The following is a 14,505-nucleotide window of genomic DNA, read 5'->3' on the forward strand; positions in this document are numbered from 1 at the left end:
TTGACGGGAATTCGAGCGGCGGCCCGTACGCTTGACCAATGGTGGACGACTACTCAGCACTGGGCTTCGAAACTCGCGCGATCCACGTGGGTCAGAAGCCCGACCCCCGCACCGGCGCGGTGACCGTGCCGATCTACCAGACCTCCACCTACGCGCAGGACGGCGTGGGCGGCACCCGCGAGGGCGACTACGAGTACTCGCGCACCGCGAACCCGACCCGCACGGCGCTGGAGGAGGCGCTGGCCTCGCTGGAAGGCGGCCGGCACGCGCTCGCCTTCGCGTCCGGCATGGCGGCCTCCGACGTGGTGCTGCGCAGTACCCTGCGCCCCGGTGACCACCTCGTGCTCGGCAACGACGCGTACGGCGGCACCTTCCGCCTGATCGACAAGGTGCTCAGCCTGTGGGGCGTCGAGCACACCGTCGCCGACCTGGGCAACCTCGACGAGGTGCGCGCCGCCATCCGGCCGGAGACCAAGCTGATCTGGTGCGAGTCGCCGACCAACCCGATGCTCGGCATCGCCGACCTCGCGGCGCTGGCCGGCCTGGCGCACAACGCCGGCGCCCGCCTGGTGGTCGACAACACCTTCGCGACGCCGTACCTGCAGAACCCGCTCTCGCTGGGCGCGGACATCGTCCTGCACTCCACGAGCAAGTACCTCGGCGGTCACGCCGACGTCGTGGGCGGCGCGGTCGTCACCAACGAGGACGAGCTGCGCGAGCAGCTGTTCTACCTGCGCAACGCCGCGGGCGCGGTGCCCGGGCCGTTCGACGCCTGGCTGACGCTGCGCGGCCTCAAGACGCTCGCCCTGCGCATGGAGCGGCACAGCGACAACGCCGAACTGATCGTGCAGGCGCTGCTCAAGCACCCCAAGGTGGCGAAGGTCTACTACCCGGGCCTGCCGGAGCACCCCGGCCACGAGATCGCGGCGAAGCAGATGCGCCGCTTCGGCGGGATGGTCTCGTTCAGCCACGCGGACGGCGAAGAGGCGGCGCTCGAGGTCGTCTCCCGCACGAAGCTGTTCATCCTCGCCGAGTCCCTCGGCGGCGTCGAGTCGCTGCTGGAACACCCGGGCCGGATGACCCACCTGAGCACGGCGGGCTCCACCCTGCAGGTGCCGGCCGACCTGATCCGCCTCTCGGCGGGCATCGAAGACGGCCGTGACCTGGTCGAGGACCTGCTGCAGGCCCTCGGCTGAGATTTCAAACGCCCCAATGTGGCCTTGGGTGCGTTCAACGCACCGAAGGCCGCCTTAGGTGCGTTCAACGCACCGAAGGCCACATTGGGGCGCTCGGGATCAGGGGTTGTAGTCGCCGTGGACGACGCCGCCGGCCTTCGGGGTGCCCGTGGCCGGGAGGTTCGCGCCGTCGACGCAGCCGCCGACCAGCTCCACGTGGCTGTCGTGGCGGATGTACTGGGCCGGGGAGCCGCAGCTCGCGCTGTCCACGGTGAGGTACGCCGCTCCGGTGAGCGCGGCGGCCGAGGCCAAGCCGATCACCAGGGGGAGCAGACCGGCCGATCGGGTGGCGCGAGCCCGCCGGGCGGTGTTCGCGTTGTTCCCCCGTGCCATGGTTGCTCCCTGTTTACCGCGTGTTGACACGGCCCAGGGTACCCGGCTCCCCGCCCGGTCAACCTGTGGATCTCCTGAGTGGCATCATCCGGCTCATGGAACTCGTGACCATCGAGCGGATCCAGGCCGCCCGGGAACTCCTCAAAGGAGTGACCAGGGTGACGCCGATGGAGCACGCGCGCGACCTGCGCCGGCTCCACGGCGGTCCGGTGCACCTGAAGTGCGAAAACCTGCAGCGCACGGGCTCGTTCAAGATCCGCGGCGCCTACACCCGCATCCACGGCCTCACCCAGGCCGAACGCGACCGCGGGGTCGTCGCGGCCAGCGCCGGCAACCACGCGCAGGGCGTCGCGCTCGCGTCGTCGCTGCTCGGAGCCAAGTCCACCGTCTTCATGCCGCTGCGCGCGCCGCTGCCGAAGCTCGCCGCCACGCGCGGTTACGGCGCCGACGTCCACCTGCACGGCGCCCTGCTCGAGGAGACGCTCGCCGCGGCCGTCGAGTTCGGCGAGCGGACCGGCGCGGTGTTCATCCACCCCTTCGACCACTCCGACGTCATCGCCGGCCAGGGCACGGTCGGCCTCGAGATCCTGGAGCAGCTGCCCGGGGTGAAGACCATCCTGGTCGCCACCGGCGGTGGCGGGCTGGTCGGCGGGGTCGCGTCGGCGGTCAAGGCACTGCGCCCGGACGTCCGCGTGGTCGGCGTCCAGGCCGAGGAGGCCGCGGCGTACCCGCCGTCGCTGGCCGCGGGCGCCCCGGTCCGGCTGGGGTCCACCGCGACGATGGCGGACGGGATCGCGGTCGGCCAGCCGGGCCTGGTCAGCTTCGCCCACGTCGAGGCCCTCGTGGACGACGTCGTGACGGTGTCCGAAAGGTTCCTCTCGCGCGCGGTGCTGCTGTGCCTGGAGCGCCGGAAGCTGGTGGTCGAGCCGGCCGGCGCGGCCACGGTCGCGGCGCTGCTGCAGCACCCCGGTCACTTCGAGGCGCCGGTGGTCGCCGTGCTGTCCGGCGGCAACGTCGACCCGGTGCTGCTCTCGCAGATCATCCAGCAGGGCATGACGGCGGCCGGCCGCTACCTGCGGCTCCGGCTGCGCGTCCCGGACCGCCCGGGCTCGCTCGTCGGGGTGCTCTCGTGCGTCAGCGGGCTGGGCGCGAACGTGCTCGACGTCGAGCACTCGCGGATCTCGGGCAGCCTCGACCTCGGTGAAGCCGACGTCGCGCTCGCGCTGGAGACCCGCGGGCCCGAGCACTGCAAGGAGATCGAAGCGGCCCTGACGGAGGCGGGTTACACGGTCGTCTGACCCGGCTCGCCGGTGATGGCGGCCAGCGCGAGGTCCTTGGCGGGCTCGGGGACGTCGGCCGGCGCGGTGAAGCGCCGCGACCGGATGTGGGCGAGCAGGTCCGGGTCCGGCGGGACGCCGTGTTCACGCAGGTAGTACGCGACCGCGCCGGGCCAGGCCCACGCGCCGTCGGTGCGGAAGTTCATCGGCACCGCGTCCGCGCGGTCGGGCGCGAACGCGTCCGGGCCGTAGCTGCGCGAGGCCAGGATCACCGGCGCCGCGTCCAGGTAGGCGAGGACCCGTTCGGCCTCGGCCGGGACGAGCGGCTGACGCCGGATGAGCGGCTTGCCCGCCGCGTCGAGGCCGTCGTAGATCCGCGGGGTGCGGACCTCGCCGTCCGCCGCGGGCGGCGTCAGGCCGGCCTTCTCCCGCAGCCAGGCCGGGATGTGCTCGTCGGCGCGCGGGAAGAACCGCAGCTCGTCCTGGAACCCGAGCGCCGGCGGCTGCTGCCGGAACGGCGGTTCGAGGTCCGGGCGCACGAAGTCGACGTCCGGCGCCGCGGCGGGCTCGAACACGCAGATCACGCCCAGCCAGGTGCCCCGGCCGGGCTGGTACATGCCCGAGCGCAGCACGCCGAGCAGGCGCACCGCCTCCGGGTGCGGCTGCGTCGGCCGCGGCAGGCCGTCCGGCCCGGTGACCAGCAGGTCGGCCTCGACGTGCCGGCCGGCGGCGCGGTACTCGATCCGCAGCTGCCGCCAGCCCGGCGGCGCCTGCGAAGCGAGCGCGAGGCCGATCTGCCGGACGATCTCCTGCTGCTGGTCCGGGCGCGGCGGCCCCGGTGGCTGGCTCATGTCGCCCCCAGGTCAGATGGTGATCTCGCCGACGCGGGTGCCCGCGAGCAGGTGGTGGGGCAGGTAGTCGGACTCGACGTCGAACGCCATCCCGGCGTCCCGGGCGAGGCAGGCCATGGCGAGCGGGGCCAGCGCGACGATGCTGGCGCTGTTGCGCGGCCGCTCGGGATCCGCGGTCCAGTACTCCTTGTGCAGCTGCAGCGCGGTGACGAGCGCGTCGGCGAACTTGCCGTCCTCCCGCTGGGTGAAGTGGTAGAACAGCTCGATCGGCGGGAAGTGCAGCTGCAGCACGCTTTCCGGGCTGGCGCGCACCGTCGCCGGGTCGGTGGCGCGCATGGCCGCCAGCACGGCCTCGACCAGGTCGGCCTCGCCGCGGACGTGGATCTGCAGCGCCCGGACCCAGTCGAAGACGAAGTCGTCGTACTCGGGGCGCGACTGCCGCAGCAGGTCGACCGGGACGGCGGCCAGCAGCTCGAGCCGCGCCTGGTCGCGCGCCACGATGGCCAGGTACGCCGCCTTCAGCCAGTTCATCGCGCCGCTGTCGGTCGTCGGCCCGGTCGCCGGGCGCCGGATCTCGTCCTCGCCGAACCGGAATTCGACTTCCTCGCCCTCGGGCCGGTTCGCGGCGAGGAACAACGCGCTGCCGGCCTGCACGGCGCGGGTGAACGCCAGCCACGTCTCGTTCTCCGCCGCCCGCGGGTCGGCGCCACACCGGTCGGCGAACTCGTTGTACGAGCGGTCCAGGGCGAACCCGGGGCCGAGCGTTTCGGTTTCGATGTCTTCGCGCGCTTCGTGCCGGCGCGTGAAGAGCCGTTTCACACCGCGTTCGGCATTCGGCGCGTCGAAGTCGTGCCGGTCGACAGTGGGCACTTTCGCGTCACTCCCCACGATTCTTCGGTGGCCTGGGCGTCAGATCGAAATGCTTCAGGTTGTAGCCACCGTACACGGGGCGTTTCTTGAACTCGCCGGGGTTGGCGGAGTCCGGAACCCGGTTGCCCGACCCGTCGAGTTCGAACTCGTCGCGCACCCGCGCCTTGGCGACGTAATAGTCGAGATTTCCCTTGGTCTTCGCACGGGCGAGGTCTGCGGCGAGATTCTGTTCGGCTTCGGTGCCATTCACGCGCATGTTCTCGATGATGCTGTCGACATAGGCCGGGTGGCCCTGCTCGTAGCGGTAGCCGCCGTCGCCCTGCCGGGTGCCGAGCCCGGCGTTCGGCCCCTTCGCCTCCACGACGACGATCCGCGACGTGCCGTCCGGCCCGGTGACCTCGTAGATCTGGTCGAACCGGCCCGAGCCCGGCTTGCTGCCGAGTCGCGTGTCGTCCCCGTGGAGGTCGGGGTCGGGCAGTTCCTTGATCTCGTGGGGCGGCGACGGGAACTGGTCGGCGACGGCGTCGCGCGCGGCGTGCTCGCCGAGCTCCTCGCCGAGATCGGTCCGGTCGCGGTGCGCGTCGGAGCGTTCGCGCTCGATCTCCTCGGTGAGCGTGCCCTTTTCCTTGGCTTCCTGGTAGTCGCCTTCGGCGTCCCGCGCGCGCTGGTTCGCGTCGTGCCGGCGTTCGATCAGGTCCCGGGCTTCGTCCTTCTGCGGCTGCGTCGCGGGGTGCTCGACCTCGTTCTGCTTGTGGTAGGTCGCTTCTTCGAAGTCGTCGGACTTCGGTTCGAAGTGCTCGCCGTCGGGCTTGGTCTTGTCTTCCTTGATCTTCGGGATGCGTTCGTCGGCGGCGTCGACCTGGTCGGCGTTCTTCCGCGAGTACTCGCCGTTCTTGTTCGGGCCGTCGTAGTACTTCTCGCGGTAGGCGTCGTCGTTGATCTTTTCCTTCATCGACGCCTTCGGCTCCCGGTCCGGGCGCTCGATGTCGACCGGTTCTTCGTCGATGTAGCGCTCACCGCGGTGCTGCGCGCTGTCGGCGTCGACGTCGTGTGGGTCGCCGTGGTGCGTGTCCGGCGCGAAGCCGTCGTCGCCCGCCCGGTGCGTCGAGCCGTCCGGGTGATGGGTGTTCCACTCGCCGTCCGGCGGGATGCGGGGGCGCATCTTCCCGTCGGGGCCGATTTCGTAGTCGGAGGAGAAGACGCGCCCGTGCGAGTCGGTCCACGCGGGTTTCGTCGGGGCCATGACTTCGGTGTCGAGCTCCCGCGAAAGCCGGTGCGCGAAGTCGTTGGAGCTCGCGTCGCAGCCGATGAGCCGGATCGGGCGGCCGTCGTAGTCGGCGTTGCGGCGCAGGATGTCGGCGAACTCTTCGGGCGTGTAGAGCCGGTCGCCGATGCGGGCGTGACCATCCGGCGTGACGTGCACGTCGACGGTGTACCGCCCGTCCGGGTCCGGCTGCACGCGGTGCGGGAGGTCGCCCATGTCGGCGTCCCCGGCGTGGTACGAGCTGCCGGAGGGGGTGCTTTCGGAGTGCCGCGCGTTGACTTCGTCCGGGGTGAGCGGGTCGGAGTCGGCGTGGTGCGGGGCGCCGTCGGGGTCGTGGTGGCCGGGGCCGCTTTCGTGCGGACCGCTCTGGTGGGGGCCGCCGCCGGGGCCGGTGTGGCCAGGCCGGGTGCCGGGAGCGGGACGGGCGTCGGGACCGCCGTGGGTCCCGGGGCCGAACCCGCGAGCGGCGGGCGCGGGCGCGTCGGGCGTGCGCGGACGCGGGGTGTCCCCGCCCGGGCGAGGACGTCCTTCGGGCAGGTCACGCGGCCGCCCGGGAGCATCAACGTGCGGCGAGTGAGCACCGGGACTGCCCGGAGTGCCGGTCCAGCCCCCACCCCCGCCCCGCGGCGACCCACCACCGGAGCCGAGGCCACCCCCGCCACCCCCGGGCGGCATGCCTCCACCACCCATGGGCGCACCCCCTTGCGGCGGCACCCCGGAGGCGGCGCCGTCGCCACCGCGAGGCGAGGGGACGGTGCTGGGGTCCCCGGTCCGCGGAGCGGTGGGAGCGGTGCCGCTGGCGGAGGTGGTGCCGTCGGCCCGTGGGGTCGCGGCACCGCTGGGGGTGTCACCACCGGAGTGCGAGCCAGGCGCATCGGACCGCCCGGCGGGCGACGATCCGGAGTGCGTGGGAGAAGGACCGCCATCCCCGCCACGAGTGGGCGACGGACTGCTGTCCCCACCACGGGCCGGCGACGCGCTGCTGTCCTCGGCATGCGAGGGAGAGTTGTCGCCCGCGCGGGTCGGGGTGTTGTCGCCTGCGTGGGAGGGCGAGTTGTCGGCTGCGCGGCTCGGGCTGCTGTCGCCTGGGCGCGAAGGTGAGTTGTCGCCCGCGTGGGAGGGCGAGTTGTCGCCCGCACGGTTCGGAGTGCTGTCCCCCGCGTGCGAAGGCGAGCTGTCCCCGGCGTGCGACGGGCTGCTGTCCCCACCACGGACCGGTGAAGGACTGCCGTCCCCAGCATGTGACGGTGAGCTGTCCCCGCCACGAGTGGGGGACGGGCTGCTGTCGCCCGCGTGCGACGGCGAGCTGTCTCCGGCGCCGGTAGGCGAGTTGTCTCCGGCGTGCGACGGACTGCCGTCTCCGGCACTCGCCGGGCTCGAGTCGTCCGCGTGGGAAGGCGAGCCGTCTCCGGAGCGCGACGGGCTTCCATCTCCCGAGCGCGCCGTCGACGGGCTGCCGTCCGGTGCGTCGGGCGAAGAATCGGTGTTCATCGGGTCCGAACTCGGCGCATCCCCATCCGCGTGACCGGAGGAGTCGCCGGAGGAAGAACCATCCCCACCATGCGCCCGGGCATGCACGCCCCCACCACCCTGGGGGACCTTGTGGACGAACCCGCCGGGCTTCACCTTCAACCCGTCGAGACCACTGACCTTGCCCAGCACCTTGCCGAACACTTTCGCGATCTTCTCGAAAAGGTCGACCAGCTTCGACAGCAGCGGCGACACCTTGCGGATCGTGTCGGTCAGCTTCTTGAGCAGCTCCCCGATCTTCTTGCCCCACTTGGCGATCGCGGCCGTCGCCTGCGCGACGACGACCGGTGTGCCGAAGCCCAGCGAGAAGACTTCCTCCATCACCCACGCGATCAGCTTGCCCACGAGGTCGGCGATCAGCTGCCGCACGGTCTCCCGCACGAACGAGACGACCTGGCCCATGATCATCGTGACCGTGCTGATCGCGCCGGCCACCGTCGCCGCGCCGGACAGGGCGTCGCTGTGCTCGGCCGCGAACTTGCGGTACGCGTCCGCGCCCTGGCCGGTCCAGCCGGCCGTGCCGTTCTTGACCGCGTTGTCGAAGTCGGTCTTGCGCTCGCCCAGCGCCTTCGAGACGTTGCCCCAGGTGTCCGCATAGGACTGGATCACCGGCGGGTTGCCCGCGACGGAGTCGAGCATGTCCTTCAGCGGCTGGATGTGCTCCATCAGGAACGACGCCACCGACGACATCAGGTACCCGAACGGGTCGATCGCGGCGCCCGCGACCTCGCCGGCCAGGCTGAGCACGCCCAGGCCGCCGGAAACCCAGTCGCCGTCCTTGATGCCGTTGAACGCGTCCATCGACGACTCGGCGATGCCGATGCCGCCCGCCCAGCCGTAGTCGCCGTTGCCCGCGGTGAACGCACCGGGCCCGTCCGGGTCCTGCTTGGCGTCGACGACGAGCGGGTTCCCCTCCGGCATCACGCACCGCCCGCGGACTTGTTCAGGTCACCGGCGACCCCGGCCTCGTACTCGTGGTAGGCCGCCGCGGCCTCGCGGACCTTGCCGGAGACGGCGGTCATCGCTTGCACGGCGTCCTTCAGCGCGTCGATCCCGTACTGCTCCACCGGGTCGAGCAGCATCCGGAACGGCTGGCAGAGGATGCCGTACGCGTCGGTCGGCATGCTGACCTGGTTCGCCGCGTCGACGGCCTGCTGCAGCCCGTCCCCGATGGCGTCGAGCTGGTGGGCGTGCGCCGTCAGGTCGGTGCTGAGTTCCACATCCGTCATCGGTTTCCCCCTCAGGAAAGAATCGGCCCGCCGAAGTCGTCGTCATCGTCGTTGTCGGCCGGACGCCGGCGCCGCGGCGGTTGCTGCGGCTGCGGCGGAGTGCGCGGCGCCGCGGGCGGCGAGTCGGTGTCCTCCGGCAGGAACCGGCGGACGCGGTCGGGTTCCGGGAACGCGGGCTCCGGGTCCGGCGGCGGCTGCGGGAACGTGCTCTGCGCTTCGCGGACGATCTCCGCGGCCGCCTGGTCACCGGTGCCGGTGGTCTCGGTCATCGCCTGCTGCAGCAGCTCCGGGATCCGGGCCTGCGCGCGCTGGACCAGCTGCATCACCTGCGCGGACACCTCGGCCATCCGCTTGCCGGCCGCGGCCTCGGTGATGACGAGGTTCTTCAGCAGCCCGCGCGAGTCGACGGTCACCTGCACCGAGCCGTCCTTCGACCGCTCGGTGACCGACTGGCCCTGCATGCGATCGGCCAGCGCCTGGTACCGGGCGGCGTTCTCCTCGAGCCGCTTGGTCCAGTTGTCGATCATCGCGTCGCTGGCGTCGATGCTGTCCGGCATCCCGGCCCCTTCTCTCTGCTTCTCCCCACTGACGGATCCGGGAGCCCGCCGGTTCCCGGAACACGCAAAGGCCACCATAGGGGACCGGAGGTCCGCCATGGTGGCCTTCGCCGTTCGGGGAACTACAGGTTGCCGCGGCGCTCCTGCTCGCGCTCGATCGCCTCGAACAGGGCCTTGAAGTTGCCCTTGCCGAAGCCCAGCGAGCCGTGGCGCTCGATCAGCTCGTAGAAGACGGTCGGGCGGTCGCCGATCGGCTTCGTGAAGATCTGCAGCAGGTAGCCGTCCTCGTCGCGGTCGACGAGGATGCTGTGCTCCTTGAGCGTCTCGATCGACACGCGGACGTTGCCGATCCGGGCGCGCAGCTCCGGGTCCTCGTAGTAGGACGCCGGGGTGTCGAGGAACTCGACGCCGGCCGCGCGCATCGCGGTGACCGTGGCGATGATGTCGTTGGTGGCCAGCGCGATGTGCTGGCAGCCCGCGCCGCCGTAGAACTCGAGGTACTCGTCGATCTGCGACTTCTTCTTCGCGACGGCGGGCTCGTTCAGCGGGAACTTCACGCGGTGGTTGCCGTTCGAGACGACCTTGCTCATCAGCGCCGAGTACTCGGTCGCGATGTCGTCGCCGACGAACTCCGCCATGTTCACGAAGCCCATGACGCGGTGGTACCAGTCGACCCAGTAGTCCATCTTGCCGAGCTCGACGTTGCCGACGCAGTGGTCGACGGCCTGGAACAACCGCTTCGGCGCGCCTTCCGGCCGCTTGACCGTGCTCTCGCGCGGCTCGTAGCCGGGCAGGTAGACGCCGGTGTAGCGCGACCGGTCGACCAGCGAGTGGCGGGTTTCGCCGTAGGTCGCGATGGCGGCCATGCGGACGGTGCCGTGCTCGTCGGAGACGTCGTGCGGCTCCTCGAGGACGGTCGCGCCCTGCGCGCGGGCGTGCTCGACGCACTTGTCGACGTCGGTCGTCTCCAGCGCGAGGTCGATGACGCCGTCGCCGTGCTTGCGGTGGTGGTCGAGCAGCGGCGAGTCCGGCCGCACGCCACCGGTGATGACGAACCGGGCCGAGCCGGACTTGAGGACGTAGGACTTGCGCTCGAAGTCGCCGGTCTCGGGGCCCGAGTACGCGACGAGCTGCATCCCGAACGCGATCTGGTAGTACCAGGCGGTCTGGGTGGCGTTGCCGGCGATGAACACGACCGCGTCCATGGCCTTGACCGGGAACGGGTCTGTCGAAGCGTCGTGGTCGACGAGGCCGACGAGCTGACGCAGCTGGTCGTAGCTGACGTCGTCGAGGGCGCCCTGGTGGGGTTCGGCAGTCTGGGTCATACCCCGAGGATCAACCCTGTACGGCAAGATGTGCAATGGTCCGAATTTTTACTGGACAATGTGTTCGGTCGTCGGGGGGCTTCGGCGGTCATCGTGGACAACCTGCGCAGGGGAGAAAGTGATGTCGGAGAACCTCGACGCGTTGGACGCGCGCCTGCTGCTGTTGCTCACCGACTCGCCCCGGCTCGGGGTGCTGGAGTGCGCGCGCCGGCTCGGTGTCGCGCGCGGAACGGTGCAGGCGCGGCTGGACCGGCTCACCGAGCGCGGCATCCTCGGCGGTTTCCCGCCGGAGCTCGACCTGGCGGCGATGGGTTACGGCCTGACGGCGTTCGCGGTGATCGAGATCGCCCAGGGCCGCCGCGCGGAGGTCGCCGAAGCCCTCGCGGCGATCGACGAGGTCTGCGAAGTCCACGCGACGACCGGCCAGGGTGACTTGTTCGTCCGGATGGTGGCGCGCGGCAACGACGACCTGCAGCGCGTGATCGACAAGGTGGTCGGGGTCCCGGACGTGCTGCGGACGTCGACGTCGATCGCGCTGTCGACCCCGGTGCCGCCGCGGGTCCGCCCGCTGCTGGAGCGAACCGCGCGAGACTGACCCAAGCCGCACTTTCACGTGAAAGTGCGCACCTGGGGCCCGCACTTTCACGTGAAAGTGCGGGCTTTCAGCGTTCCTCGGCGACCTGGGCCAGGTACCGCTTCGCGGACCGCTGCACGACGTCGAAGCCGTCGGTGCGCACGATCGCGTCCCACCAGGCGCCGTAGATCGCGTCGAAGCGGTAGCCCGCCAGCAGCTCGGCCGCGCGCCGGACGATGTGCGGGCGCTCGGGGATCAGGTTCGGGTAGCTGTACATGAAACCGACGTGCGTGCGGTCGCCGATCACCTGCACGATGTCGCCGGACAGCAGCGCGCCGCGGCCCTCTTCGCCGTCCGGCCAGTGCAGCACCGTGCCGCCGGTGAAGTGCACCCCGAGGTTGATCAGGCGCAGGTCGCCGGCGACGTCCAGGGTCGTGCCGGACCACAGCTTCACCGCCGGGTCGGGCCGGCCGAACCACTGCTGGTCACCTTCGTGCAGGTAGATCGGGACGTCGAAGGCGTGCGCCCACTCGACCATCGTCGTGTAGTAGTGCGGGTGGCTGATCGCGATGCCGGTGATCCCGCCGAGGTCGCGGACCTGCGCCACCAGCGCGTCGTCGAGGTAGGCCGCGCAGTCCCAGAGGAAGTTCCCGGAGCGCGCCTGCACCAGCAGCGCGCGTTCGCCGATCGCGAAGCCGGGGTTCGAGCCGACGCCGATGATGCCGCGGCCCTGCTCCTCGATCCGCGGCGTGTAGGTGCCGCTCGCACGCAGGGACGCGAGGTTCGTCCACTGCTGCCCGGACTGCGGGACGTACTGGCGTTCGTCCTCGCAGACCGGGCAGTCGTCACGGGCCACGGCGTACTGCATGCCGCAGGCCTGGCAGATCGGTTCGGTGCTCACGGCTGTTTCCTCCCAGAATGTGGATCCTGGGAGGACACGCTAGCCGGGTTATTTGGCGTCGGCGTACGGAACGGCCTTGACGAGGGTGACCTTCTGGAGCTTGCCGTTGGGCAGCTCGTACTCGCGGGACTCGCCCTCCTTGGCGCCGAGCAGGGCCTTGCCCAGAGGCGACTCCGGGGAGTACACGTCGAGCTCGCCCTCTGCGCCTTCCTCACGGGTGGCGAGCAGGAACTTCTCGTCCTCGTCGTCACCCTCGTACCGGACGGTGAGCACCTTGCCCGGGCCGGCGGTGCCGTCGTTCGCGGGCGCCTCGCCGACCTTGGCCGAGCGCAGCAGCTCTTGCAGGTGCCGGATGCGCGCCTCGGCCTGGCCCTGTTCCTCACGGGCGGCGTGGTAGCCGCCGTTCTCCTTGAGGTCGCCTTCTTCACGGCTGTCGTTGATGCGCGCGGCGATGACCGGACGATTCTCGATCATTTCGTCGAGCTCGTGCTTCAACCGGTCGTAGGCATCCTGGGTGAGCCAGGTCACCTTGGTGTCGCTCACGGTCACCATCTCCTCGTCGGGCCTGCCAGGCTTGCGTGTTCAAGCCGGCCCACACGGGCGTAGGTGCCCGCGTGGCTGAGATAAAGGAAAAACACGGCCCGTCGTGGGCCGTGCTGAGGGGTCAGACTATCACGGCGCGAGAGATCAACGCCCGTTATTTCCGCGCGCCGTGGGCGTTGGGCGCGCGGTTCACCCCGTTGGCCGCTATGGGGTTGACAGGTAGTCTGGTATGTCGTACGAGCAGCCGTACACGTCGGCCGTCACCGGTTCCCCGATGCTCTTGATCGTCGTGCTCATCCTGCTGTACTTCGCGCCGGCGGGGATCAGGAGCTCCTTGCGGCCGCTCTCGGCGCCGGTCTTGTCGCGGACACGGACGATGCAGACACCCGGCCGGTTGTTGTCGTCCCGGGTCACGTTGATGGTGATTTCCATCGCGTTGCCCGGTTTGCCGCTGAAGGCGACGCGCTCGGCGTCGATCGGCGCGGCGCCGAGGTTAACGTAGGCGACCCACGCGACCACGCCGCTGACCAGCAGGGCGATGGCCAGGAACAGCCAGCGGCGCCAGCGCTTGGGCGCCTTCGCCCGCGTGGTGCCGTACCGGCCTTCGGGCAGCACGGGCGTTGCCGTTTCCGCCGGTCCGCCTGCCAACGCGGGGCCTCCTGCTCGTTCTTGTCGTACCCGTGAGGACAATGGTGGGGCGGGTACGGCTTCGAGTATCCGCCCGCTGGGTGGGCGGCCCGCAGGTGGGTCGCGGAATACGGGTAGAGAAGGAGTCGTTCGCAGCATGGTGGACCAGCTGACGAAGACCGCCACGCCGCACCTGCGGATGATGGCCGTGCACGCGCATCCGGACGACGAGTCGAGCAAGGGCGCCGCCACGATGGCGCGCTACGCCGCCGAAGGGCACGAGGTGCTGGTCGTCACGTGCACCGGGGGCGAGGCCGGCAGCATCCTCAACCCGGCCATGGACCGGCCCGAGGTGCTTGCGAACATGACCGAGGTCCGCCGCGAGGAGATGGCCCGCGCGGCCAAGATCCTCGGCGTGAGCCAGCGCTGGCTCGGCTTCGTCGACTCCGGCCTGCCCGAGGGCGACCCGCTGCCGCCGGTGCCCGAGGGCTCGTTCGCCGTCGTCCCGCTCGAGGAGTCGACCGAGGCGCTGGTCCGCGTCATCCGCGAGTTCCGCCCGCACGTCATCACGACGTACGACGAGAACGGCGGCTACCCGCACCCCGACCACATCCGCACCCACGAGGTGTCGATGGCGGCGTGGGACGCGGCGGGCGACCCGGACCGCTTCCCCGACGCCGGCGAGCCGTGGCAGCCGTTGAAGCTGTACTACATGCACGGCTTCTCGAAGGCCCGGATGGTGGCGTTCGACGCCGCGCTGAAGGAGGCCGGGCTCGAGTCGCCGTACACCGAGTGGCTGGAGAAGTGGGACCCCGACCGCGCCGATGTGATGGAGCGGGTGACGACCCGCGTGGAGTGCGGTGAATACTTCGAGGCGCGGGACGAGGCGCTGAAGGCCCACGCCACGCAGATCGACCCGACCAGCCGCTGGTTCGCCGTGCCACTGGAGATCCAGCGCGAGACCTGGCCGACCGAGGAGTACGAGCTGGTCAAGTCGCTGGTCGACAGCACTTTGCCGGAGGACGACCTGTTCGCCGGCATCAAGGAGAAGGTGAACACATGAGTCTGACGCTGCCGGCCGGCGTGGCGCTTCCGGTGACCGCGTCGGCCCTCGTGCTGACGCAGCAGCCCGGCAACGGCGACAACGGCGGGCAGGGGGAGGACTTCGGCAAGTCCTCCCCGGTCGGCTTCCTGGTGCTGATCCTGTTCCTCATCGCGGTGGCCTTCCTGGTCCGTTCGATGACGAAGCACCTCAAGCGCGTCCCGGCCAGCTTCGACGAGCCGGCCGCCGAAGAACCGGCACCAGCCGAGCCGGAGAAGAAGGCCGACGCCGAGGTGGCCGAGAAGCCCGCTTCGGACTCCACGGCCACCACGAAGGCCGACTAGCCG

At 70.8% G+C, this 14,505-nt stretch carries 15 protein-coding genes; 5 read left to right on the forward strand and 10 right to left on the reverse strand.

Going from position 1 to position 14,505, the window contains the following annotated elements:
* Positions 1-38 precede the first annotated feature (38 nt).
* Positions 39-1,196, forward strand: a complete 1,158-nt coding sequence (locus tag ACZ61C_RS04245) for a cystathionine gamma-synthase (protein ID WP_465302632.1) — start codon at positions 39-41, stop codon at positions 1,194-1,196.
* 99 nt (positions 1,197-1,295) lie between these two features.
* Here ACZ61C_RS04245 and ACZ61C_RS04250 read toward each other — a convergent pair whose 3' ends face one another.
* Complete coding sequence (locus tag ACZ61C_RS04250) at positions 1,296-1,568, reverse strand: hypothetical protein (RefSeq protein ID WP_465302634.1); 273 nt, start codon at positions 1,566-1,568, stop codon at positions 1,296-1,298.
* A gap of 95 nt (positions 1,569-1,663) precedes the next feature.
* Here ACZ61C_RS04250 and ilvA point away from each other — a divergent pair, with 95 nt between their 5' ends.
* Positions 1,664-2,866 carry a threonine ammonia-lyase gene (ilvA, locus tag ACZ61C_RS04255; protein WP_465302636.1) on the forward strand — a complete coding sequence of 401 codons (1,203 nt, stop codon included), beginning with the start codon at positions 1,664-1,666 and terminating at the stop codon, positions 2,864-2,866.
* Here the strand turns inward: ilvA and ACZ61C_RS04260 are convergent.
* The 6 genes from ACZ61C_RS04260 to hppD all read right to left on the reverse strand — a co-directional run bounded on the left by ACZ61C_RS04260 (position 2,851) and on the right by hppD (position 10,471).
* Positions 2,851-3,696 (reverse strand): ferredoxin, encoded by an 846-nt coding sequence (locus tag ACZ61C_RS04260; RefSeq protein WP_465302638.1) that lies wholly within the window; start codon positions 3,694-3,696, stop codon positions 2,851-2,853. The genes ilvA and ACZ61C_RS04260 overlap by 16 nt on opposite strands.
* A 12-nt stretch (positions 3,697-3,708) precedes the next feature.
* Positions 3,709-4,566 carry an immunity 49 family protein gene (locus tag ACZ61C_RS04265; protein WP_465302640.1) on the reverse strand — a complete coding sequence of 286 codons (858 nt, stop codon included), beginning with the start codon at positions 4,564-4,566 and terminating at the stop codon, positions 3,709-3,711.
* 7 nt (positions 4,567-4,573) lie between these two features.
* Positions 4,574-8,281, reverse strand: a complete 3,708-nt coding sequence (locus ACZ61C_RS04270) for a hypothetical protein (protein WP_465302642.1) — start codon at positions 8,279-8,281, stop codon at positions 4,574-4,576.
* Positions 8,281-8,589 carry a type VII secretion target gene (locus tag ACZ61C_RS04275; RefSeq protein WP_465302644.1) on the reverse strand — a complete coding sequence of 103 codons (309 nt, stop codon included), beginning with the start codon at positions 8,587-8,589 and terminating at the stop codon, positions 8,281-8,283. The genes ACZ61C_RS04270 and ACZ61C_RS04275 overlap by 1 nt, the downstream gene beginning before the upstream one ends.
* A gap of 11 nt (positions 8,590-8,600) precedes the next feature.
* A complete protein-coding gene (locus ACZ61C_RS04280; protein WP_465302646.1) occupies positions 8,601-9,146 on the reverse strand; it encodes a YbaB/EbfC family nucleoid-associated protein in 546 nt (181 codons plus the stop codon).
* A 122-nt stretch (positions 9,147-9,268) separates the two neighbouring features.
* Positions 9,269-10,471 (reverse strand): 4-hydroxyphenylpyruvate dioxygenase, encoded by a 1,203-nt coding sequence (gene hppD / locus ACZ61C_RS04285; protein ID WP_465302648.1) that lies wholly within the window; start codon positions 10,469-10,471, stop codon positions 9,269-9,271.
* Positions 10,472-10,592: 121 nt separating this feature from the next.
* On the opposite strand from hppD, the gene ACZ61C_RS04290 reads away from it, so the two are divergent.
* A complete protein-coding gene (locus ACZ61C_RS04290) occupies positions 10,593-11,066 on the forward strand; it encodes an Lrp/AsnC family transcriptional regulator (protein WP_465302650.1) in 474 nt (157 codons plus the stop codon).
* A gap of 67 nt (positions 11,067-11,133) precedes the next feature.
* Here the strand turns inward: ACZ61C_RS04290 and ACZ61C_RS04295 are convergent, their stop codons facing one another.
* The 3 genes from ACZ61C_RS04295 to ACZ61C_RS04305 form a co-directional block, all read right to left on the reverse strand.
* Positions 11,134-11,946 (reverse strand): MBL fold metallo-hydrolase, encoded by an 813-nt coding sequence (locus ACZ61C_RS04295; RefSeq protein WP_465302652.1) that lies wholly within the window; start codon positions 11,944-11,946, stop codon positions 11,134-11,136.
* A 48-nt stretch (positions 11,947-11,994) separates the two neighbouring features.
* The gene (gene greA, locus ACZ61C_RS04300) at positions 11,995-12,498 is read right to left on the reverse strand and encodes a transcription elongation factor GreA (RefSeq protein ID WP_465302654.1); all 504 of its coding nucleotides are present in this window, start codon (positions 12,496-12,498) and stop codon (positions 11,995-11,997) included.
* A 195-nt stretch (positions 12,499-12,693) separates the two neighbouring features.
* On the reverse strand, positions 12,694-13,137 hold the full coding sequence (locus ACZ61C_RS04305) for a DUF4307 domain-containing protein (protein ID WP_465302656.1): 444 nt from the start codon (positions 13,135-13,137) through the stop codon (positions 12,694-12,696).
* A gap of 136 nt (positions 13,138-13,273) precedes the next feature.
* On the opposite strand from ACZ61C_RS04305, the gene mca reads away from it, so the two are divergent.
* Positions 13,274-14,179, forward strand: a complete 906-nt coding sequence (mca, locus tag ACZ61C_RS04310) for a mycothiol conjugate amidase Mca (RefSeq protein WP_465302658.1) — start codon at positions 13,274-13,276, stop codon at positions 14,177-14,179.
* Positions 14,176-14,502: a hypothetical protein gene (locus ACZ61C_RS04315; RefSeq protein ID WP_323323473.1), complete on the forward strand. Its 327-nt coding sequence runs from the start codon at positions 14,176-14,178 to the stop codon at positions 14,500-14,502. Before mca ends, ACZ61C_RS04315 begins: the two co-directional genes overlap by 4 nt.
* Positions 14,503-14,505 lie beyond the last annotated feature (3 nt).

This window comes from Amycolatopsis sp. NPDC104587 (assembly GCF_055583645.1).

Excerpts from the sequence above, each read along its gene's own strand:
- ACZ61C_RS04275 (WP_465302644.1), bottom strand. The coding sequence starts at position 8,589 with ATGACGGATGTGGAACTCAGCACCGACCTGACGGCGCACGCCCACCAG.
- ACZ61C_RS04280 (WP_465302646.1), bottom strand. The coding sequence starts at position 9,146 with ATGCCGGACAGCATCGACGCCAGCGACGCGATGATCGACAACTGGACC.
- mca (WP_465302658.1), top strand. The coding sequence starts at position 13,274 with ATGGTGGACCAGCTGACGAAGACCGCCACGCCGCACCTGCGGATGATG.
- ACZ61C_RS04260 (WP_465302638.1), bottom strand. The coding sequence starts at position 3,696 with ATGAGCCAGCCACCGGGGCCGCCGCGCCCGGACCAGCAGCAGGAGATC.
- ACZ61C_RS04290 (WP_465302650.1), top strand. The coding sequence starts at position 10,593 with ATGTCGGAGAACCTCGACGCGTTGGACGCGCGCCTGCTGCTGTTGCTC.
- ACZ61C_RS04250 (WP_465302634.1), bottom strand. The coding sequence starts at position 1,568 with ATGGCACGGGGGAACAACGCGAACACCGCCCGGCGGGCTCGCGCCACC.
- ACZ61C_RS04315 (WP_323323473.1), top strand. The coding sequence starts at position 14,176 with ATGAGTCTGACGCTGCCGGCCGGCGTGGCGCTTCCGGTGACCGCGTCG.
- ACZ61C_RS04270 (WP_465302642.1), bottom strand. The coding sequence starts at position 8,281 with ATGCCGGAGGGGAACCCGCTCGTCGTCGACGCCAAGCAGGACCCGGAC.
- greA (WP_465302654.1), bottom strand. The coding sequence starts at position 12,498 with ATGGTGACCGTGAGCGACACCAAGGTGACCTGGCTCACCCAGGATGCC.
- ACZ61C_RS04245 (WP_465302632.1), top strand. The coding sequence starts at position 39 with ATGGTGGACGACTACTCAGCACTGGGCTTCGAAACTCGCGCGATCCAC.
- ilvA (WP_465302636.1), top strand. The coding sequence starts at position 1,664 with ATGGAACTCGTGACCATCGAGCGGATCCAGGCCGCCCGGGAACTCCTC.
- hppD (WP_465302648.1), bottom strand. The coding sequence starts at position 10,471 with ATGACCCAGACTGCCGAACCCCACCAGGGCGCCCTCGACGACGTCAGC.